Below are 20635 nucleotides of genomic sequence, written 5' to 3'. Positions count from 1 at the left end.
ACCCAGCGGCATCGGAAAAGTCTAGCGCGCGCCGTTCCGATCGATACCATCCCGGATATCAAGATCAGGTCGCCGAAAACAAGACGTCATGCCTCCAGTTCGGCGTCCCAATAGAGGTAGTCCATCCAGCTGTCGTGCATGTGACCCGGCGGAAATTTCCGCCCGATGTTGTTCAGTTCAGCCGCTGCTGGCTGACGCGGCGGTCGGCGCAGGGTCATGCCCGACTGTTTCAGCAGCTTGGACCCCTTATGCAGGTTGCAGGGGCTGCAAGCGGCGACGACATTCGTCCAGCTTGTGACGCCGCCTCGGGCGCGCGGCAGAACGTGATCGAAGGTCAGATCGCCCTTGCTGCCGCAGTACTGGCAGCAGAATTCGTCGCGCAGAAAGAGATTGAACCGGGTAAAGGCCACGCGTTTCTGGGGTTTGACGAAATCCTTCAGCACCACGACCGACGGGATGCGAATCCGGGTCGATGGGCTGTGCACCTCTGCGTCGTATTCGCTGATGATCGTGACCCGATCAAGGTAGGCTGCCTTCACCGCCTCCTGCCAGGGCCAGAGCGACAGCGGGTAGTAGGACAAGGGCCTGTAGTCCGCGTTCAACACCAGAGCCGGGAAGTGTTTCAACGCCCCCGGTTCCCGCACGAATTCCGTTCTGAAATCACCGTCCATCGTCGCCTGCATCCATCTGCTGGCGGTCGGCTGACGGCACCCTTTGCCACGGGGCCGCACCGGCCGCGTCAGGAAAACTATATCTGGGGCGGATCAAAAGCCAATGGCTAATGTGACCCCAGATATCGCTGGTATGCCCCGGTCAGGTAAAACCGATGTGACGGTCGGGATCAGTCCATACCCAGCCGGTCAGCCATGAAGGCTAGCGCCACCTGCAACCCGTCCGGCGCGATGCCATGGGCGGTGCCTTTCATGACGTGGGCATAGACATCGGTCCAGCCAGCCCCCTGCAGGGCCTCTGCCGCCTGCGGCAGACTTTGCGGCGGCACCACATTGTCCAGATCGCCGTGGATCAGCAGGATGGGCGGACGGCTGACAACCTCGTCGGCCAGCGATTCCGGTTGCAGCAACCGGCCAGAGAACGCCACCAGCCCCGCGACCGGGTCTTCGCGACGCGGCAAAACGTGCAGCGCCATCATGGTCCCTTGGGAAAACCCAACCACCATGACCTGTTCCGGCAACAGGTCCTCGTCCACCATCACGCCATCGAGGAAGGCATTCAGATCCTCCGCCGCGCGGCGCAGTCCGGCTTCGGCCTCTTCCTCGCTCGATCCGTCGATCCAGGGAATGGGAAACCACTGGAACCCCATCGGCGACCCTGCGCAATCCTCTGGCGCGTCGGGTGCCAGGAACAGCGTGTCGGGCATGTGGTCGATCAACGGGTCGGCCAGCCCCAGCAGATCGGCACCGTTGGCCCCGTACCCGTGCAGAAAGATGACAGCGGCGCGCACCTCTCCCGATGCGGGTTCCTTGCGGCCGGCGTGAAGTGCGCGTGTCATCGGATCCCCTCGCGTGATTTCATCTGCGCGTAATAGGCCCAGAGCAGCCGTGCCGCAACCGACCGCCAGGGCGACCAGTCCGCGGCCATCGTGCGCAGGGCCTTGTCGGGCGGGCGGGCGGGCAGCGCGAACAGCATCCGCGCGCCTTCCTGCAACGCCAGATCGCCGGGCGCGATGACATCGGCGCGGCCCAGACTGAACATCGCATAGATCTCTGCCGTCCAGACGCCGACCCCCGGAACCTTGACCAGCGTCGCAATGATCTCGTCGGTCGGTGCCGTCCGCAGCGCGTCGTAGTCCAGATCGGCCGCGGCCAGCGCCAGCACATAGCGCGACTTGGGCCGGGACAGGCCAAGACCGCGCAGATCGTCCTCGGTTGCCCTTCGCACGTTGGCCGGGTCGGTCATGCCAGCGGCCTGCAACCGCCCGAAGATCGCGCTGGCCGAGGCCACGCTGACCTGCTGGCCACAGATCGCTGAGACGAGCGCCGGAAACCCGTCGCCGCGCAGGCGCAGCGGCAACGGTCCGAGCGTCGCGACCGCATGGGCAAAGCGCGCATCGCGCGATGCCAGCCAAGCCGCCCCCTCGGCGACGCAGGCATCGCCGCGGATGATCCGGCCCGTCACCTTGCCCTGGCCCAATCCACGGCCGACTGCACGCTATCCGTGATGGCCACCCCTGCGGGTGTCGCGGGCCGACGGATCATCAGCACCGGGATGCCAAGCTCCTGCGCCGCCGTCAGCTTTGTGCGGCTGGCTGCACCGCCCGCATTCTTGACCACGATCCAGTCAATCCGCAACGCCGCAAACAGATCGCGTTCATGCGCCACCGAAAACGGCGGGCGACCGATCAGGAACTCGCCACCTTCAAACGGAAAGGGGGCGGTCGGCGGATCGATCTGGCGACAGATCACACGCCGCCCTTCCAGATTGACGAAGCGGTCCAGCGTCTGCCGCCCGGTGCCCAGAAAGACCGTCTTGCCAGAGGGGATCAACGCTGCGGCATCCTCCTCCCGCGCGATCTCGCGCCAGTCGTCGCCGGGGTCGGGCAGCCAGGGGGCGCGCAGGTGATACAGATAAGGAAGCCCCATTTCGGCGCAGACCTGCGCCGTGCGGGCGGTAATCCGGTCTGCAAAAGGATGCGTGGCATCCAGCACGGCAGTGATCCCCGCCTCATTCAAATAGGCCACAAAACCCTCGCGTCCGCCAAAGCCGCCGATCCGGGTCGGCAGTGGCAAGGGCCGCGCCCGTTGCGTGGCACCGGAAAGAGAGGCTATGGCCGTGATACCCGATCCCTGAAGCCCCTCGGCGATGACGCGCGCCTCGGCCGTTCCGGCCAGCAGAAGTATGGTCATGCGCCAGCCCGCGCTAGCACCGCACCCGCCCGGTCGATCACCACGATGTCGAATGTCATCTTGCCCCCGAATCCCGTTGTCACGACTTGCAAGGCGCGGTCGGCGACCGCCTGTGCCGCAGGTTTGCCCGCGATCTCGTAAGCCTGCAAGGCCGTGTTCGCCTGCGCCAGTCGTGGATCGCCGCAAAGCGCCGCGAGGGCCGCAAAGTCCACCTGACTGCGCCCCGAATGCAGGTCGAGCGCACCCTGCGCCAGCTTGGTCATTTTGCCGATGCCGCCGCCGATGGTGACATGCGGCACCGGATGTCGCCGCAGGTATTTCAGCATGCCGCCGGCAAAATCGCCCATGTCCAGCATGGCGTGATCCGGCAGGCCGTGCAGGCGCTGTACCACGGCCTCGCTCGTCGATCCGGTGCAGCCCGCGACATGGGACAGCCCGCTGGCGCGCGCCACATCCACCCCGCGATGGATCGACGCGATCCAAGCCGCACAAGAGAACGGCCGCACGATCCCCGTCGTGCCCAGGACCGACAGGCCACCGACGATGCCAAGACGCGGGTTCCACGTCTTTTCGGCGATCTGAACACCGCCGGGAATCGACACGGTGATCGCCACGTCGGCGGGACGGCCGAACCGCGCCGCCATCTCCTGAACCTGCGCTGTCATCATCTCACGCGGGACCGGATTGATGGCAGGCTCGCCCACGCCGATCGGCAGTCCGGGCTTCGTGACGGTGCCGACCCCCTCGCCCGCATGAAAGGTCACGCCGCCCGCACTGGCCGTCACCCGCACGACGATCAGCGCGCCGTGGGTGACGTCGGGATCATCGCCCGCATCCTTGGTGATGCCCGCCTCGGCCCAGCCGTCGCCCGTCGCGCTATGCGCAAGGGCAAAGACCGGAGTCTCGCCCTTTGGCAGGGTGATCTGCACCGTGTCGGGAAACGCGCCGCCCCAAAGCCGGAGCAGCGCGGCACGCACGGCGGCCGTCGCACAGGCACCCGTGGTCCAGCCACGGCGCAAAGGGCCCTCGGGCTTGCGTGTCATGGCGTCACCCTAGCGGTCGGCGCGACACTTGAAAATGCCGCATCCCGCGCTTTTCAACGCCGCCGCAACGCGGCATAAGACGGGCATGGACACGACGCCCCCGCTCCCCCGCTACGACTGGCCCGTGATGGAACCGGGTTGGGTCTGGCTGTGCGGCGCCGGTCCCGGCGATCCGGGGTTGCTGACGCTGCACGCCCTGAACGCGCTGCGGCAGGCGGATGTAGTGATCTACGACGCCCTCGTGCAGGAATCGATCCTTGACTGGGCACCGCAGGCCGAACGCATCTATGCGGGCAAGCGCGGCGGCAAACCGTCGGCAAAGCAGCGCGACATTTCCCTTCGTCTGGTGGACCTTGCCCGCGCAGGCAAGCGGGTGCTGCGGTTGAAGGGTGGCGATCCCTTCGTCTTCGGTCGCGGCGGAGAAGAGGCGCAGACGCTGGTCCAGCACGGCGTCATGGTCCGCATCATCCCCGGCATTTCGGCCGGTATCGGCGGGCTGGCCTATGCGGGCATCCCCGTGACGCACCGCGACGTGAACCAGTCCGTCACTTTCGTTACCGGCCACGATCAAAGTGGCAACACGCCGGGCTCGCTGGATTGGACAAGTATTTCAAAGGGAAGCCAGGTGATCGTGATCTACATGGGGATGAAACATATCGCCCAGATCGCAGGCCACCTGATCGCGGCGGGCCGCAGTGTGTCGGAGCCGTGCGCCGTCGTCACGAACGCCACCACGCCCGAACAGCGCGTGCTCGAAACCACGCTTGGCACGATCGTCCGCGACATCGCCGCCGCAGGGCTGGAGCCGCCTGCGATCATCTGCGTCGGTCAATCCGTTCTGATGCGGCAGGTACTGGACTGGCAGGGCATGATGGCGGGCGACGCACCCCGCAACCTCGACCCACTCGGCCGCGGCATGCCGGCGATCAGCGCATGATCCCTATCATCTGGCCAGATGAACGCCCGGCGGAGGCATCTGACCCGCGATGCCGGGCCTGATCCTCGCCGCACCGGCGTCGGGCAGTGGCAAGACCACAGTGACGCTTGGACTGCTGCGCGCGCTGGCCCGGTCCGGCGTTGCGGTGCGGGGTGCGAAATCTGGGCCGGATTACATCGACCCCGCCTATCATGCGGCCGCCTGCGGTCAGCCCTGCCTGAACCTCGACGCCTGGGCGATGACACCTGCATCGCTCCAGCGCCGTGCGGCGACCGATGACCTGCTGATCGTCGAAGGGGCCATGGGTCTGTTCGACGGCGCACCGCCCGACGGAGCCGGATCGACCGCCGATCTGGCCCGTCTGCTGGGCCTGCCCGTCGTCCTGATCGTCGACGCCGCCCGGATGGCGCAGTCCATCGCGCCGCTGGTCGCCGGTTTTGCGCACCATGATCCATCGGTGCGCGTGGCAGGCGTGATCCTGAACAAGGTGGGCTCAGACCGTCACGCCGGGATGCTGCGCCGTGCACTGGACCCCCTCGGCCTGCCCATCCTCGGTATCCTGCCGCGCAGGACCGACCTCGACCGCCCGTCACGCCATCTGGGACTGGTGCAGGCGATGGAGGATCCCGACCTGCCTGCCTTCCTCGACCGGGCCGCCGACTGGATTGCCGCTGGTTGTGACATCGGTGCGATCGCGGCCGCTGCGACCCCGTTGCCAAGTCCGGAACCTGCGACCCTGACAGCGCCGGCGCAGCGGATCGCCGTGGCGCAGGATGCCGCCTTCTCGTTTCTCTATCCGCATCAGGTGCAGGACTGGCGGGCGGCCGGGGCGGAGGTCACGCCCTTTTCGCCTTTGGCAGACGACGGCGTGCCACCCGCCGACTTGATCCTGTTGCCCGGTGGCTATCCGGAACTACACGCCGACCGCCTGTCCGGCTGCACGACCTTCATGCAAAGCCTCAGGAATGCCGCGGAAACTTCTGATATATATGGAGAATGTGGCGGCTACATGACCCTCGGCGACAGCCTGACCGCCGCCGACGGCGTGACCTATCCGATGGCCGGGCTTCTGCGTCTGCGGACCTCATTTGCCGCACGCAGGCTGCACCTTGGCTATCGTCAGCTGCAGTCCGACACCGGCCCGTTTGCCGGGGACTGGAAGGGGCATGAGTTCCACTATGCCACCACACTGTCGGCGCAGGGCGAGCCGCTTTTTGCGGCCCGCGACGCCGAAGGCACTGTCCTGCCCCCGATGGGCCTGCGCGTGGGGCGTGTCACGGGGTCTTTCGCCCACCTGATCGACCGGGCATAACAGGCTTCGAACAGGGGGCACAGCGATGATCGACGATTCCCGGGCCAGGCGAAACGTGGCTGTCCTCGTCGCGGCGCAGGCGATCCTTGGCGCGCAGATGCCGATGATCTTCGTCATCGGCGGTCTTGCGGGCGGGATGCTTTCACCGAACGTCTGCCTCGCCACACTGCCGATCAGCGTCATCGTATTCTCGTCCATGACGACGGCACCTTGGCTGTCACCGCTGATGCAAAGCCGAGGTCGCCGCTTCGGCTTCGTGCTCGGGGCATCGGCCGGGGCGATCGGTGCGCTCATCGCCGCCTACGGGCTGTTCATCGGGTCGTTCGCGATCCTCCTGCTCGGCTCCTTCTTCACCGGCATCTACATGAGCGCGCAGGGTTTCTACCGCTTCGCCGCCGCCGATACGGCCTCTGACGCGTTCAAGCCCAAGGCGATTTCATACGTCCTCGCAGGGGGCCTGATATCGGCCCTGATCGGGCCGCAACTGAACAAGCTGGTGCAGGATGCGCTGGTCGTGCCGTTCCTTGGCACCTACCTCGCAGTCGCCGGGCTGAACCTTGCCGGCATGACCCTGTTCTACTTTCTGGACCTGCCAAAAGGCACCCGTGGCCAACCGCCGCAGATCAGCGCGATTCCGCCCCGCACCCGTGGTCAACTGCTGCGCGATCCGCGCATCGTCGTGGCGATCATCTGCGGGATGGTCAGCTACGCGCTGATGAACATGGTGATGACCTCGACACCGCTGGCGGTCGTGGGCTGCGGGTTCACCAAGAACAATGCCAACGACATCGTGTCGGCCCATGTGATCGCGATGTATCTGCCCAGCTTCTTCACCGGCCACCTGATCGCCCGTTTCGGCGTGACGCGGATCATGGGAGCAGGGCTTGCGATTCTCGCCGGTGCCGGTGTCGTCGCCTTGTCCGGTGTGACACTGGCCAATTTCTTCGGCGCGCTCGTGCTGCTGGGCGTCGGCTGGAATTTCGGCTTCATCGGAGCGACCACCATGCTGGCCGGATCGCACAACACCGCAGAGCGAGGCGTCGTTCAGGGCCTGAACGACACCATCGTCTTCGGCATGGTGACGGTGGCATCGCTTGCCTCGGGCGGGTTGATGAACTGCGCGGGCGGCAGTGCGGTGCAGGGCTGGGACATGGTGAACCTCGCCATGATCCCACTGCTGGTTCTGGCCGCCGGTGCGCTGGTGTGGCTTGGCCTCACGTCCCGTCGGGCTGTCGCCTAGACCCACCAGCCAAAGGTCGCGGCCCGCATCAGACGCAGCCGGTCTTGGAACGGTGCGGGGTCCAACGCGCCCATAGCCACCCTCTGCGGATCGGCGATGGCGCGCAGCAGGACAGGGCGCGCCTGCCACCCCGCGACAAGCGCAGCCTCTGCAACCCGCGATACCTGCCGGTGCTGCGCCCGCGCCCGGTCCAACCGGTGCAGTGCATCCTGCGCAAGGTCGCGCACGCCTTCGACCGTGCCGTCGATCAGTGGCTTGCGGCCTTCCGCCTCCAGCGCGGGGATCGCGCGCAGAAAGTTGGCGATGCCGACACCATAGGCGAAATCGGCGACGACTTGCCCGTCCGCTTGCCCCAAAAGGCGCGCCCCAGTGCCCATCAGCGCACCGGAGGTTCCGGCAATGTAGCGGTCCAGATGATCGCGGTCCGCGAACACGTCGCTGTAGATGTCCCAGCGGCGCACGTCGATCAGGGTATCCAGATCGCGGCACCCCTGCGCATCCAGCACAGGTGCCAGCGTGTCGATCACCTCATGCGACCGCACCGGCCCGCCCTCGGCGATCTCGGCCAGCACGTCGCGCCACCACTGCAGGCGCATTTCGGCGATCATCGCCTCCTTGGTCACCCAGGGCGTGCGCGCGACTTCGATGTTGAAGCCATATAGCGGGAACAACACACGCCGCGCGGCCAAAGGCACCGCCATCGTGGCGCGAAACCGCACCGGATCGCCCCGTTCGACAAGTTGCGCGCAGGCGTCGAAACTCATGGTGTCCGCTCTGCCATTCAAACCCCGGCCACAGCCCCGTCGCGGATCAGTTTCCAGTTGATCGCATCCAGCAGCGCATCGAACGAGGCGTCGACGATATTGGCGCTGACGCCGACCGTGGACCATGTCCGTCCCTGCCCGTCCGCACTGTCGATGATGACGCGGGTCACGGCCTCTGTCCCGCCGTCGGTTATGCGCACCTTGAAGTCGACCAGCCGCAGATCGTCAATGATCGCCTGATAAGGACCAAGGTCCTTGGCCAGCGCGCGGCTCAGCGCGTTGACCGGTCCCCGGTCCGAACCGTCGGGACCGATCGATTCGGACACGTTCAAAACCTTCTCGCCGCCGATCTTCACGACGACGACGGCCTCTGACAGACTGACCATGCGGCCGCGCTTGTTGCGCCGCCGCTCGACCGTGACGCGGTAGCGTTTCACCTCGAAGAACTCCGGCAGCAAACCCAGCTCGGCCCGTGCCAGCAACTCGAAGCTGGCCTGCGCGGTATCGTAGGAATAGCCGCGGCTCTCCATCTCCTTGATCCGGTCGAGGATGCGCGGCAGGCGCGGATCGTCGCGGCCGACGTCGAGCCCCGCCTGCATCAGCCGTTCGCGCAGGTTGGACTGGCCCGCCTGATTCGACATCGGCACGATGCGCGTGTTGCCGACCAGCGCCGGGTCGACGTGTTCATAAGTGGTCGGGTCCTTGGCGATGGCGCTGGCGTGCAGCCCGGCCTTGTGGGCAAAGGCTGAACTGCCGACATAGGCTGCCTGCTTGGCCGGCACCCGGTTCAGGATGTCGTCCAGCACGCGGCTTGCCTTTTTCAAGCCGCGCAGCGCGTCGAGGGTCACGCCCGTCTCGAACCGGCTGGCAAAGGGTTCCTTCAGCAGCAGGGTCGGGATTAGCGCGGTCAGATTGGCATTGCCGCAGCGTTCGCCCAGACCATTCAGCGTCCCCTGCACCTGCCGCGCCCCGGCCAGCACGGCGGCCAGCGAATTTGCAACGGCATGTTCGGTGTCGTTATGGGTGTGGATGCCCAGCCTGTCGCCGGGGATCCCGCTCGCAATGACCTCGCGTACCACACGGCCGACGTCGTCGGGCAGGCTGCCGCCATTGGTGTCGCACAGCACGATCCAGCGCGCACCCGCGTCATGGGCGGCGTGGATCGCCTCCAGCGCGTAGGCCGGATCGCTCGCGTAGCCGTCGAAGAAATGTTCCGCATCCAGCAGCGCTTCACGTCCCTGCGCCACGATATGCGCAATGGAGGCGCGGATGTTCTCGGTATTCTCGGCGTTGGTGACGCCCAGCGCCGTCTTGACATGAAACGAATGCGACTTGCCGACAAGACAGACGGCCGGTGTCTGCGCGTTCAGCACGGCGGCCAGCACGTCGTCGTTTTCGGCCGACCGCCCCGCCCGTTTGGTCATGCCGAAGGCGGTCAGCGTCGGGCGCAATGTGCCGACCTGCTCGAAGTATTCGGAATCCGTGGGGTTGGCACCCGGCCAGCCACCTTCGACGTAATCGACACCCAACGCATCGAGGACGGCCGTGATCTTCAGCTTCTCGGCGGTCGAGAATTGCACGCCCTGCGTCTGCTGCCCGTCGCGCAGGGTCGTGTCGTACAGATAGAGGCGTTCTTTCGTCATGCCGCTGCCTTCCGGTCCAGCTTTTTCCCAAACTCCGACATCACGTCTCGACCAGCGCTGCAGCGTCGAAATCGGGACCGGCGGCCCAGCTGGCCTGCCCGCCCACGTCCGTCACGATGACACCGGCGGCGGTCAGGATCTCTCGCACCCGGTCGGCGGTGTCCCAATCCTTTGCGGCCCGGGCGGTCGCCCGCGTTTCAAGCAGCGCATCGATGCGCGCGGCGATGGCATCATCGACCATCGCACCGCCCTCGCCCCCGGCAAGCCGCGGCAGGTCGGCCCAATCGGGCACCAGACCCAGCAGGTCCATGCCATAGGCAAACCCGGCCAGCTGCGCCGGGGTCTTGCCCTTGGCCAGCACATGCAGCCGCGCGATAGCCCCCGGCGTGTTGATGTCGTTGGCCAGCACGCCAAGGAATTCCTCGTCCGGGTGCCATTGCCCGTCAGCCTTCAGCGCGCGCAGCAACGCGGGGCCGAAGCCGTGACCGGCAAGGATGCCATACCAGCGGCGCAGCACAGCCTCTGCGTCGTCGCGCTTTTTCGCGGTCCAGTCCATCGGCTTGCCGTAATGAGTGCCAAGCATCACCAGTCGGATCACTTCGCCACTGACGCCCTGATCCAGCAGGTCGCGCACGGTGACGAAGTTGCCGAGGCTCTTGGACATCTTCTTGCCCTCGACCTGCAACATCTCGTTGTGCAGCCAATATTGCGCAAAGCCCGCCTCGGGGTCGGCACAGCAGGACTGCGCGATCTCGTTTTCGTGGTGCGGGAACAGCAGGTCGTTGCCGCCACCGTGGATGTCGAAGGCCGGTCCCAGAAGCGCCCGGGACATGGCGGAGCATTCGATGTGCCAGCCGGGGCGCCCGTAACCCCAGGGGCTGTCCCAACCGGGCTGGCCGTTGCCCGAGGGCTTCCACAGCACGAAATCCATCGGGTTGCGCTTGTAGGGTGCCACCTCGACCCGCGCGCCAGCGATCATGTCGTCCAGCGACCGGCCTGACAGGCTGCCGTAGTCCTCATAACTATCCACCGCAAACAGCACGTGACCTTCCGCTTCATAGGCGTGGCCCCGGTCGATCAAATCGCGGATCATGTCCACCATCGCCCCGATGAACTGCGTCGCGCGCGGCTCATGGTCCGGGCGCAATGCGCCCAGCGCGTCCATGTCCTCGTGATACCAGCGGATCGTCTCGGCGGTGATGTCGCCGATCTCGCGCCCGGCCTCGGCGGCGCGTGCGTTGATCTTGTCGTCGACGTCGGTGAAATTGCGCACATAGACCACGTGATCGGCGCCGTAGACCTGCCGCAGCAACCGATAGAGCACGTCGAACATCAGCACAGGGCGCGCGTTGCCCAGATGCGCGCGGTCATAGACCGTGGGTCCGCACAGATAGAGGCCGATGCGCGCAGGGTCCAGCGGCACCAATTCCTCGCGGCGGCGGGTCTTCGTGTTCTGCAGGCGGATGAAGGGCTGTTCGATGGACGGCTGGTCGATGGTCATGGGGCCTCGCACGGGCGTTGTGCCTGCGGGACTAGCGAATTCGGTTCAGGGATGGAACGTGAAAAAGCGGCCCGCGGACGATGTCAGCAGGGAATGATGCAACAAATGAGGATGCAACGCTTGTTCATGCGCGGTGCATAGCACTCCCGCGGCGGTCTGTCGATCACAAGTTGACGCCACACCCGCGACGGGCGCATCCTCCACGTCATGACCCGCGATACCGTCACCCGCCTGTGCAAGGCGTTGCCCCATGCGACGCTGGATCACAATTTCGGCCCCGGCCACGACAGCTGGAAGGTCGGCGGCAAGCTCTTTGCGATCGTCGGCAGCCTGGGTCACGGCGTCAGCGTCAAGACCGACAGCGTCGACACCGCGCGGATGCTGATCGACGCCGGTGCCGCAGCCCGCGCGCCCTATTGCCATGCATCCTGGGTGAATGTGCCGCTTGACGCGGCCGAGGACGAACTGGCGCACCGCATCGGCGTGTCCCACGACCTCGTGCTGGCCAGCCTGACGCGCAAGGCCCGGGAGGCACTGGGGACGGGTTGACAGCAGCTTGCGCCCCGGATTGGGTGCGGGCATGAAACTATCACACCGTATCAGCAACATCACTGGCGGCGGGTCCGACGGCTGGGCCGTCCACTACCGCGCCCTTGCCCTGCGGGCCGCAGGCGTCCCCGTCATTCTACTGTCGATGGGCGAACACGACACACGCACGGACCCGTCCATTCTGGACGCCATGCATGACGCAGCCCGCGCCGGGAATACAGGGTATTCGCCCGTCGTCGGCTTCGACAGCCTGCGGGACGCCGTCGCCGACCGCATCCAGACCCGCACCGGCGTGCCGACCGGGCGGGACAATGTGATCATCGTGCCGGGCGGTCAGGCGGCGCTGTTCGCGACGCATCACGCGGTCTGCGATCCGGGCGATACAGCCCTGTTCATCGACCCCTATTATGCCACATACCCCGGCACGATCCGGGCCGTCGGGGCCACACCCCGCGCGGTGCTGGCCCATGCGGACAACGGGTTCCAGCCGCGGCGCGCCGACCTTGCGGCGGCCGCTCCGGACGCGAAATCCCTGATGATCAACTCGCCCAACAACCCCACGGGTGCCGTCTACACCCCGCAGACGATGGACGACATCGCCGATACCTGCCGCGATCATGACCTCTGGCTGATTTCGGACGAAGTCTATGACACCCAGGTCTGGGAGGGCAGGCACATCAGTCCGCGCGCCCTGTCCGACATGGCTGACCGCACGCTGGTCGTGAACTCCCTGTCCAAAAGCCACGCCATGACCGGCAGCCGCGTGGGCTGGGTCTGCGGCCCCCCGGACGTGATTCACGCGATTCACAACCTTGCCACCCACAACACCTACGGCGTCGCGGGTTTCGTGCAGGACGCAGCCGTCTTTGCCCTGGCTCAGGGCACGGCGGCAGAGGAAGCGGTCGCGGCACCCTTTCGCCGCCGCCGCCAGCTCGTCCTCGATGCGCTGGCGGGGCAGAATGTCGTACGCGCAGCCCCGATTTCCGGGGCGATGTATGCGATGCTGGATATCCGCGCGACCGGCCTGACCGGAGATGCGTTTGCCGAGGCGCTGCTGGACGCGGAACGCATCGGCACGATGCCGGGCGAAAGCTTTGGGGCCGGGGGTGCCGGGCACATCCGCGTCGCCATGACCGTGGCCGACGATCTACTGGTCGATGCCCTGCGCCGCATCGCGACCTTCGCTGCAAGCCGGTGCGCGCCGTAACGCCGGCAACGTTTCTTGCGGCGTGTCCCCGAAAACAGCCGATCACCTGATCAATTAAACGCAGAAAAGGCGCCCGAGGGCGCCTTTTCCGTGTCCGCGTTCAGCGTTCAGAAGCTGTAGGAGACCTTCAGCGAAGTCGTCTTTGCGCGCAGATCGACACCGCTGTCGTCGAAATCGTCGAAGCGGTGATCGAGATACTCCAACCCGACCTGCACATTGCTGGTCACGGCATATGTCGCACCGATACCGTAGTAATAGCCACTGTCGGACGCGGAGGTCGTGCCGTCGTCGGTGTTCAGATAGCCGTAGCCACCCGTCACGTAGGGCAGGAAGCGACCGGCATCGTAACCGGCGATCACGCCTGCGCGGCCAACATAGGATCCGTCAGAATCGACGCCGTCGACGTCAGCCGCGACATAGGCCGCCTCGCCACCCAGCACGAAGTTGCCAAGGTCATAGAGGTAACCGGCGTGCACGCCGTAGGTCGTCAGATCGACGTCGTCGGTGCCGTCCTCCAGCGAACCGGCGCCGTACTGACCACCGACATAGAAGCCGGACCAGTCAGCCGACATCGGGGCTATCGCAACGGGGGCCGGAACGAGGGCGGGAGCCGGCTCCACCACGGGCGCTGCGATGCCGCCAGCGAATGCGGCGGACCCGGTGGCCAGAAGTGCTGCGGCACTGAGTGTGATGAGGGTTTTCATAAGACTGTCCTTCTTGGTTTGGTCATGCCGCTGAAACGACGACATGCTTTGCTTGGTTTCCTCCCGTTGCGCGGGGAAGGAAAGCCCGTTGCAATCACGTCACAGTGATTTCGGCGAAGGTCTGCTGATCGTGCCGCCGGAAACCGCCGCGCGCACGCCGGTGGTGCCTCGACAAGAGGTCGGCAGACCCCGCGCGACTCGCACGGCCAGATAGGCAAAGGCCTGCGCCTCCAGCATGTCACCATCGAGGCCCGCGTCCTCGACCGGTGTGACCGGCACGTCGACCGCCGCTGCGATCATCTGCATCAGGGTCGGGTTGTGCCGTCCTCCGCCTGCGACCCGGATGGCGGATGGCGGCTGCGGGCAATGGCGCAGCGCCTCTGCCACCGAAAGGGCGCTGGCGGCGGTCAGCGTCGCCGCCGCATCGGCATCCGACAGTGGCAGAACCGCTTTCGCCAACGCGCCGAAGGTGTCGCGGTCCAGCGACTTTGGCGGCATCCTAAAGAAATAGGGATGGGCCAGAAAGGCCGCGACGATCGCGTCGTCGATGACACCCGATGCCGCCAGCGCGCCGCCCTCGTCCCGCGCGACACCGCGCCGGGTGAACATCGCATCGTCCAGCAGCGCGTTGGCCGGTCCGGTATCGAAGGCCAGCAGGGCACCGTCATCCTCTGGCCGGGCACAGGTCGGGTTGATCCACGTCAGATTGCCGACCCCGCCGAGGTTAAGGAACGCGACCGGGTCGTCCGCCTGCATCCACCGTGCCAGCGCAAAGTGATAGAAGGGGGCCAGCGGCGCGCCCTGCCCGCCCAGCTGCACGTCGGCACTGCGGAAATCCCACACCACCGGCCACCCAAGACGATCCGCCAGTGCGGCTCCGTCACCGACCTGATGCGTGCCGCGCCCGCCCGGATCGTGGGCGAGAGTCTGGCCATGAAACCCGACAAGCTCCACATCCTCGAACCCGGCCAACAAGGAATAGTGGCCGTGTTCCACGACCTTTTGCGCCGCTGCCACGTCGTCACCGGGCCATCGCCCCAAGGCCGCGCGCAACACGCCGCGTTCGCGATCGGAATACTCGCGGTAATCGGTCTCTCCGAAAGACGTGATCGTCTCGCCGTCCGTGACCAGCACGGCGGCGTCGATCCCGTCCAGCGATGTGCCCGACATCGCGCCCAATGCCCGGATCGGGCCCTTGATCTTCATGCTCTTTCCCTTGTCCGCGGCCATCGCTATTGATGCCCCGGCACGAGACAGGGAACAAGACATGACCTACCATCCCAAATCAGACTTCATGGCCGTGATGATGGAGCGTGGCTTTCTGGCCGATTGCACCGACTATCAGGCCCTTGACGATGCGTTGAGCGTCGGGGTCGTGCCGGCCTACATCGGCTATGACGCGACGGCGGCGTCTCTGCATGTGGGTCATCTGATGAACATCATGGTCCTGCGCTGGCTGCAGAAGATGGGCCACAAACCGATCACGCTGATGGGCGGCGGCACGACGAAGGTGGGCGATCCGTCCTTCCGCAGCGATGAGCGCCCGCTGCTGGGGCCGGACCAGATCCAGTCCAACATCGACGGCATGGGACAGGTCTTTGCGAAATACCTGACCTATGGCGACGGTCCGACCGATGCGATCATGCTCAACAACGCCGAATGGCTGGACCAGTTGAACTACCTCGATTTCCTGCGCGACATCGGGCGGCATTTCAGCGTGAACCGGATGCTGGCGTTCGAATCCGTCAAATCCCGGCTGGACCGCGAACAGTCGCTGAGCTTCCTCGAATTCAACTACATGATCCTGCAAGCCTATGATTACCTTGAACTGAATCGCCGCTATGGCTGCCTGTTGCAGATGGGCGGGTCGGACCAGTGGGGCAACATCATCAACGGCATCGACCTGACGCGCCGGGTGCTGGACCACGAGATTTTCGGCCTGACCACGCCGCTGCTGACCACCAGCGACGGGCGCAAGATGGGCAAGAGCGCCGGCGGTGCCGTCTGGCTGAACGGCGACATGCTGGCCCCCTATGGCTTCTGGCAGTTCTGGCGCAACACGACGGATGCGGACACGTCAAAGTTCCTCAAGATCTTCACCGAACTGCCTGTCGATGAATGTGACCGTCTGGGTGCCTTGCAAGGGTCGGACATCAACGCCGCCAAGATCATCCTTGCCAACGAGGTCACGGCCCTGCTGCACGGTCGTGCCGCGGCCGAAGCGGCAGAGGCCACGGCCCGCGAGGTGTTCGAGCAAGGCGGAGTCGGTGACGACCTGCCGACGCTGGACCTGACCGCGGCCGATCTGGGCGCGGGTCTTTCGATCGCGCAGGTGATCGTACGCGCGGGCCTTGCCGCATCCGGCAAAGAGGCGAAGCGGCTGATCGCCGACAACGGCGCAAGGCTGAACGACGAAGCCCTGACCGACGCCGGCCTGATGGTCACACCCGCCATGCTGGACCAGCCGATGAAGCTATCGGCAGGGCGCAAGCGGCACGCGCTGGTGCGGCTGGTCTAGACCAGCAGCACGATCAACAACAGCGGCAGACAGGTGACGGCGGCCAGCACCGCCGTCGCCGGTAAGGTCAGACGCGGGGCTGCGGCGTGAATGCCGTGGACGGCGGGGCGTTGGCGCAAGGTGATCCTCCCGGATGGCTTGACCGCATTAATCACGCCTTAGGTTTCGAATGCTTTAACCGCGTTCATGTTGATGCGCCCTGCCCTGCCGCTGCCCGACCGACCGCTGCCTTTGCAGCAGTCCGCGGGATTCGCCCGTGCCTTGACCGCACTGGGGCGAGAGGCGGCCATCGACGGATTGCAGGGCTGTGGTCAGGTGCTAGTCCTGACGCGACGGATCGGGCCGCTGGGACGCCTGCGCTTTGCGTCGCGCGGGCCGGTCTTTCAGGCCGACACGACGCCCGATGACCGGGTGGCTGGCCTGCGGGCTGCACGGCTTCATGTCGTAAACCCAGAGGCTTGCGATCCACAGGTCATGCGCCGCGCGGGCTTTGCGCAGGTGATGTCTGCCGCGACGGTGGCAATCCTGCCGGTCTGCGCGAACCCCGAGGCGCAACTGGCGCAGGCCATTTGCAAATGGCGCAACGCCGCCCGACAGGGTGCCGGTGCGGGGCTGCGCATCCGTCAACGCCTGCTGTGTGCAAGCCGTGACCGGTGGCTGCTGGACGCCGACAGCGCACAGCAACGCGACAAACGGTTCCGCGCCCTGCCCCATGCGATCAGCCTGGCCTACAGCCAGTCCAACCCCGGCGACGCGCTGGTCCTGACCGCCAGCGAGGGGGCGACGCCCGTGGCCGGCATGGTCTTTCTGCGTCACGGAGCCGCCGCCACCTACCAGATCGGCTGGTCCGGCGCCCGGGGCCGCAGCCTGCGCGCGCATCATGCGCTGCTGATCCACGCCTCCCGCCGGTTCGCAGCGCTGGGGGTGACAGAGCTTGACCTTGGCACGCTCGATACCGAAAACGCCCCCGGCCTTGCGCGGTTCAAGCTGGGCAGCGGTGCCGTGGCGCGGCAGCTGGGCGGCACCTGGGTCCGCCTGCCGGGGTGGCGCGGCTAGGACAGTTCGTCGGTAGGCTCGCGATTCCCGGCTGGTCTGTACGTGATCCACCGCTCATGATGTTGCGCGGTGACGACGTTGCCCATCGGTGCGTCGTTCGGTGGTCGTCATCCGTCGCGACATCGTGCAGGATCGTGCGACCAGCACCGCCTCCATGATACCGAACCGAAGTTGATCCCATGAGCCCCTATCTCGTCTACGACGTCTTCACCGACCGCCCCTTTGGCGGCAACCAACTGGCGATCTTTCCCGATGCGGAGGGGCTGCCGCAGCATCGGTTGCAGGCCATCGCCGCCGAGTTCAACTTTTCCGAAGTCACATTTGTCTATCCCCCCGACGACCTCCGCCACACGGCCCGGGTCCGGATCTTTACACCGACGATGGAGATCCCCTTTGCGGGTCATCCGATCATCGGCACGGCAATAGCACTGGTGGATGCCGGGTTTCCGCCCCGGATGGTCCTCGAACTCGGGATCGGACCGATCCCCTGCACCGTCACCGACGGGCGCGCCAGCTTTACCACGTCCGTGCCGCTGACCCGCGACGCGACGCCGGAACCGTCCCTTGTCGCGCGCGTCCTTGGCCTGACCGAGGCGCAGATCGACCTGTCGGTCCATGCCCCGGTACAGGCGGGGCTGGGCCTGTCGTTCGTCATCGCGCGGCTGACGGACCGCGCCGCCCTGTCCGCCTGCCAGCCCGATGTCGCCGCGATGCGCGACGGGGCATCGCGTCATCCCGGCAGCTTCGACTTTGCAACGCTTGCCTACTTTGTCGATGGCGATGGTGTCCACGCCCGCATGTTCGCCCCCCTCGATGGCATCCCCGAGGACCCGGCCACGGGCAGCGCCGCGGCGGCACTGGCAGCCCTGCTGCGCGATGTGACCGGACGGCCGCAGGATCTGACGATCCGTCAGGGTGTGGACATGGGCCGCCCGTCGCTGATCCTCGCACGGGCCGATGCGGAGGGTGTCACAATCACGGGTCAGGCCGTGCGCGTGATGGAAGGGCAATTGCATGTCGACGCATAACGAGGACTCCACGTTGACACCCTTGTCCGCCTTCGACATCTGGGCCGACGGCACGGCAAGGCCCGCGTCGGACGAGACCGTGCGACCTGCGACCGGCGCGGCCTATCGCTGGCTGCATTTCGACCTGTCCGACGTGGGGCTGGCGGGTTGGTCCACCCGGAACCTGCCCGGCCTGGCGCGACGCACGCTGCTGGCCGATAAGACGCGGCCCCGCATGGACCTGGACGACCACGGGATGTCGATCACGCTGCGCGGCATCAACATGAACGCGGGCGAGGAAACGGCCGACATGGTCTCGCTGCGGATCTGGATGGCGCATGACCTGATCATCACCGTACGTCGCCAACGCATCTTTGCGCTGGAGGAGCTGCGCGGGCAGGTCGTCACAGGCGACGCCCCCCGCAGCCCAGGCCACATGCTGGCCCGCATCACCGAGGGCCTTGTGGAACGGCTTGAGAATATCGCCTTCGCACGCGAAGATACTGCCGACGACATGGAGATCGACGTCTACGAACATGACCGCGCACCGCTTGACGACCTGGCCCCGCTGCGGCGCGAGATCATCAAGTTCCGCCGGCACGTGGCCCCCCTAGCCGAGGCGCTGACCCAGGTGGCGCAATCCCGGACCGATCTGATCAAGGACGACCTGCGCCACCGGCTGCGCGATACTGCAAGCCGCTGCCGCTGGGCGCTGGAGGAATTGTCGGAGGTGCATGACCGCCTGACCGCGATGGCCGATCATCTGGATGCCGTGCAGAACGCGCGGTTGGAGAAGAACGGCTACCGCTTGTCGATCGTCGCGGCGATCTTTCTGCCGCTGGGGTTCCTGACCGGCCTGTTCGGCGTGAACGTCGGCGGGATGCCCGGAGTCGACCATCCCTACGCCTTCTTCTGGCTGACGGTCGGGATGGCGGCGATCGGTGTGCTGTCCGCCGCCATCATGCGCTGGTTGCGCTGGTTCTAGCTGTAAAGCGGCACGATGCCCATCTGGGCATGGATGTCGTTCACCGCATCGGAGCGCAGGCCAAGCTCGTCCGCAAAGCTGCGCAGGAAATCGACCTCCGCGGGGTGGTCGAGGTCGATGGCCATGACGGCCATGGAATAGACCTGCGCTTCCGTCCCCTCGGGCACCTGTGCGGCCAGATCGGTGACGGACATACGCTGCGACATCGCCCGTTCGACGAATGACCGCTCGGCCGGGGTCGCTTCGTCAAGGTGTTCCATGATGCGTGACCGTTCGCTTTCGTCCATGTGACCGTCGGCCTGCGCGGCCTGCACCATCGCCAGCAGCATCACGGCCGCCAGACCTTCCTGGTCGGCGGTCGGTTCCACTGCAACATCGGGCGAGGTGTCGAACTGCGATTGCAGGGTCTGGCCAAAGCCGCCGGCCTTGCCCCCCGACAGACCGCCCAGCAGACCGCCGATGCCACCGGCCCCGGCCAAACCGCCCAGCATGTCCTGCAACCCGCCAGAGGTGCCCGGCCGCGTGCGGCGCTGCGACGCCTGCTTGTTCTGCAAGCCGTCCAGAAGACCACCAAGACCGCCGCCCGATCTGCCCGACTTCGCGTTCGGCCCGAGCATGTCATCCAGCATCGTGCCGGACTTGCCGGCGCGGGCGTTACGGGTCAGGCTTCCTGCCCCCTTCGCCACGGCGATGCCGACGGCAACGCGGGCCAGTGTTCTCATCAGGCTCATGGTTTGTTCCTTCGCTGTTTCATGCCCCAGGGGCTGCCTGACTGGCAGATAGGACACCGTTCGCATTTCGCAAGCATGCGGCCTGACCGGTGGCCGGACGCCACCGTATCCGCTATCACGGGTGGACCACGACAGCCCGAGGTTCCGATGACCGACACGATACAAAGCCGCGCCGCCGCCGCAGGGCTGCGCATGACTGCCCCCAGACGCGTGATCGCCCGCGTGCTGGATGCAGCGACCGATCATCCCGACGCAGAGGCTCTGCTCGCCCGTGCATCGCGGATCGACCCGCGCATCTCTCTCGCCACGGTCTATCGCACGGTAAAACTGTTCGAGGAGGAAGGCATCCTTGAGAAGCACACCTTCGGCGATGGCCGCGCGCGCTACGAATCCGCAGACGCCGCGCACCACGACCACCTGATCGACATGGCGACCGGACAGGTCATCGAATTCGTCGACCCCGAGATCGAGGCGCTGCAGGAAAAGATCGCGAAACGCCTGGGCTACCGGCTGGTCGGTCACCGGTTGTCCCTGTTCGGTGAACGGATCGCACCGCGCTAGCGCAACCTTCGTC

General features: G+C 66.1%; 22 protein-coding genes. 10 read left to right on the top strand and 12 right to left on the bottom strand.

Going from position 1 to position 20635, the window contains the following annotated elements:
- Positions 1 to 86: 86 nt before the first annotated feature.
- The 5 genes from ACOI1H_RS10385 to ACOI1H_RS10365 all read right to left on the bottom strand — a co-directional run bounded on the left by ACOI1H_RS10385 (position 87) and on the right by ACOI1H_RS10365 (position 3907).
- Positions 87 to 671, bottom strand: a complete 585-nt coding sequence (locus ACOI1H_RS10385) for an HNH endonuclease (protein WP_422437222.1) — start codon at positions 669 to 671, stop codon at positions 87 to 89.
- Between the two features lie 170 nt (positions 672 to 841).
- Positions 842 to 1510 (bottom strand): alpha/beta hydrolase, encoded by a 669-nt coding sequence (locus ACOI1H_RS10380; RefSeq protein ID WP_422437220.1) that lies wholly within the window; start codon positions 1508 to 1510, stop codon positions 842 to 844.
- Positions 1507 to 2136, bottom strand: coding sequence for a DNA-3-methyladenine glycosylase family protein (locus ACOI1H_RS10375; RefSeq protein WP_422437219.1), 630 nt, complete (start codon positions 2134 to 2136; stop codon positions 1507 to 1509). The genes ACOI1H_RS10380 and ACOI1H_RS10375 overlap by 4 nt, the downstream gene beginning before the upstream one ends.
- On the bottom strand, positions 2133 to 2864 hold the full coding sequence (locus tag ACOI1H_RS10370) for a cobalt-precorrin-6A reductase (protein ID WP_422437218.1): 732 nt from the start codon (positions 2862 to 2864) through the stop codon (positions 2133 to 2135). Before ACOI1H_RS10370 ends, ACOI1H_RS10375 begins: the two co-directional genes overlap by 4 nt.
- Positions 2861 to 3907: a cobalt-precorrin-5B (C(1))-methyltransferase gene (locus ACOI1H_RS10365; RefSeq protein ID WP_422437216.1), complete on the bottom strand. Its 1047-nt coding sequence runs from the start codon at positions 3905 to 3907 to the stop codon at positions 2861 to 2863. The genes ACOI1H_RS10370 and ACOI1H_RS10365 overlap by 4 nt, the downstream gene beginning before the upstream one ends.
- A gap of 85 nt (positions 3908 to 3992) precedes the next feature.
- Here ACOI1H_RS10365 and cobA point away from each other — a divergent pair, with 85 nt between their 5' ends.
- From cobA to ACOI1H_RS10350, 3 genes are read left to right on the top strand one after another with little or no spacing between them, the layout of a single operon-like run.
- A complete protein-coding gene (cobA, locus tag ACOI1H_RS10360) occupies positions 3993 to 4844 on the top strand; it encodes a uroporphyrinogen-III C-methyltransferase (RefSeq protein ID WP_422437215.1) in 852 nt (283 codons plus the stop codon).
- Between the two features lie 49 nt (positions 4845 to 4893).
- Entirely contained in the window at positions 4894 to 6156 is a 1263-nt protein-coding gene (locus tag ACOI1H_RS10355; protein WP_422437213.1) for a cobyrinate a,c-diamide synthase, read from the top strand.
- Positions 6157 to 6181: 25 nt separating this feature from the next.
- Positions 6182 to 7396: an MFS transporter gene (locus tag ACOI1H_RS10350; RefSeq protein WP_422437212.1), complete on the top strand. Its 1215-nt coding sequence runs from the start codon at positions 6182 to 6184 to the stop codon at positions 7394 to 7396.
- Here the strand turns inward: ACOI1H_RS10350 and ACOI1H_RS10345 are convergent.
- The 3 genes from ACOI1H_RS10345 to cysS are packed head-to-tail and all read right to left on the bottom strand — an operon-like array spanning position 7393 to position 11304.
- Entirely contained in the window at positions 7393 to 8160 is a 768-nt protein-coding gene (locus tag ACOI1H_RS10345; protein WP_422437210.1) for a squalene/phytoene synthase family protein, read from the bottom strand. The two genes, ACOI1H_RS10350 and ACOI1H_RS10345, sit on opposite strands and share 4 nt — an antisense overlap.
- A gap of 17 nt (positions 8161 to 8177) precedes the next feature.
- On the bottom strand, positions 8178 to 9803 hold the full coding sequence (cimA, locus tag ACOI1H_RS10340; RefSeq protein ID WP_422437209.1) for a citramalate synthase: 1626 nt from the start codon (positions 9801 to 9803) through the stop codon (positions 8178 to 8180).
- 40 nt (positions 9804 to 9843) lie between these two features.
- Complete coding sequence (gene cysS, locus ACOI1H_RS10335) at positions 9844 to 11304, bottom strand: cysteine--tRNA ligase (RefSeq protein WP_422437207.1); 1461 nt, start codon at positions 11302 to 11304, stop codon at positions 9844 to 9846.
- Between the two features lie 207 nt (positions 11305 to 11511).
- Between cysS and ACOI1H_RS10330 the strand changes: the two genes are divergently transcribed.
- Together ACOI1H_RS10330 and ACOI1H_RS10325 are read left to right on the top strand one after the other, a co-directional pair.
- Positions 11512 to 11853 (top strand): MmcQ/YjbR family DNA-binding protein, encoded by a 342-nt coding sequence (locus ACOI1H_RS10330; RefSeq protein WP_422437205.1) that lies wholly within the window; start codon positions 11512 to 11514, stop codon positions 11851 to 11853.
- A gap of 31 nt (positions 11854 to 11884) precedes the next feature.
- Entirely contained in the window at positions 11885 to 13060 is a 1176-nt protein-coding gene (locus tag ACOI1H_RS10325) for a pyridoxal phosphate-dependent aminotransferase (RefSeq protein WP_422437203.1), read from the top strand.
- 107 nt (positions 13061 to 13167) lie between these two features.
- Here the strand turns inward: ACOI1H_RS10325 and ACOI1H_RS10320 are convergent, their stop codons facing one another.
- A complete protein-coding gene (locus tag ACOI1H_RS10320) occupies positions 13168 to 13764 on the bottom strand; it encodes an outer membrane protein (protein WP_422437202.1) in 597 nt (198 codons plus the stop codon).
- A 99-nt stretch (positions 13765 to 13863) separates the two neighbouring features.
- Positions 13864 to 14970: an anhydro-N-acetylmuramic acid kinase gene (locus ACOI1H_RS10315; protein ID WP_422437201.1), complete on the bottom strand. Its 1107-nt coding sequence runs from the start codon at positions 14968 to 14970 to the stop codon at positions 13864 to 13866.
- A 61-nt stretch (positions 14971 to 15031) separates the two neighbouring features.
- Here ACOI1H_RS10315 and tyrS point away from each other — a divergent pair, with 61 nt between their 5' ends.
- A complete protein-coding gene (gene tyrS / locus ACOI1H_RS10310) occupies positions 15032 to 16282 on the top strand; it encodes a tyrosine--tRNA ligase (RefSeq protein WP_422437199.1) in 1251 nt (416 codons plus the stop codon).
- Here the strand turns inward: tyrS and ACOI1H_RS10305 are convergent.
- Positions 16279 to 16401 carry a hypothetical protein gene (locus tag ACOI1H_RS10305; RefSeq protein WP_422437197.1) on the bottom strand — a complete coding sequence of 41 codons (123 nt, stop codon included), beginning with the start codon at positions 16399 to 16401 and terminating at the stop codon, positions 16279 to 16281. The genes tyrS and ACOI1H_RS10305 overlap by 4 nt on opposite strands.
- Positions 16402 to 16468: 67 nt before the next feature.
- Between ACOI1H_RS10305 and ACOI1H_RS10300 the strand changes: the two genes are divergently transcribed.
- The 3 genes from ACOI1H_RS10300 (at position 16469) to ACOI1H_RS10290 (ending at position 19330) form a co-directional block, all read left to right on the top strand.
- A complete protein-coding gene (locus tag ACOI1H_RS10300; RefSeq protein WP_422437196.1) occupies positions 16469 to 17338 on the top strand; it encodes a GNAT family N-acetyltransferase in 870 nt (289 codons plus the stop codon).
- Positions 17339 to 17517: 179 nt separating this feature from the next.
- A complete protein-coding gene (locus ACOI1H_RS10295) occupies positions 17518 to 18366 on the top strand; it encodes a PhzF family phenazine biosynthesis protein (RefSeq protein WP_422437195.1) in 849 nt (282 codons plus the stop codon).
- Positions 18353 to 19330, top strand: a complete 978-nt coding sequence (locus ACOI1H_RS10290) for a CorA family divalent cation transporter (RefSeq protein ID WP_422437193.1) — start codon at positions 18353 to 18355, stop codon at positions 19328 to 19330. Before ACOI1H_RS10295 ends, ACOI1H_RS10290 begins: the two co-directional genes overlap by 14 nt.
- On the opposite strand, the gene ACOI1H_RS10285 is transcribed toward ACOI1H_RS10290, so the two are convergent.
- Entirely contained in the window at positions 19327 to 20061 is a 735-nt protein-coding gene (locus ACOI1H_RS10285) for a DUF533 domain-containing protein (RefSeq protein ID WP_422437191.1), read from the bottom strand. The two genes, ACOI1H_RS10290 and ACOI1H_RS10285, sit on opposite strands and share 4 nt — an antisense overlap.
- Positions 20062 to 20208: 147 nt before the next feature.
- On the opposite strand from ACOI1H_RS10285, the gene ACOI1H_RS10280 reads away from it, so the two are divergent.
- Positions 20209 to 20622 carry a Fur family transcriptional regulator gene (locus ACOI1H_RS10280; RefSeq protein WP_422437190.1) on the top strand — a complete coding sequence of 138 codons (414 nt, stop codon included), beginning with the start codon at positions 20209 to 20211 and terminating at the stop codon, positions 20620 to 20622.
- Positions 20623 to 20635: the final 13 nt, after the last annotated feature.

It is taken from the genome of Loktanella sp. DJP18 (assembly GCF_049310965.1).
In the GTDB taxonomy this organism is placed as follows: domain Bacteria; phylum Pseudomonadota; class Alphaproteobacteria; order Rhodobacterales; family Rhodobacteraceae; genus Loktanella.
Note: the sequence above shows the minus strand (reverse complement) of the source record. Positions and strands in the feature narration are given on the sequence as shown.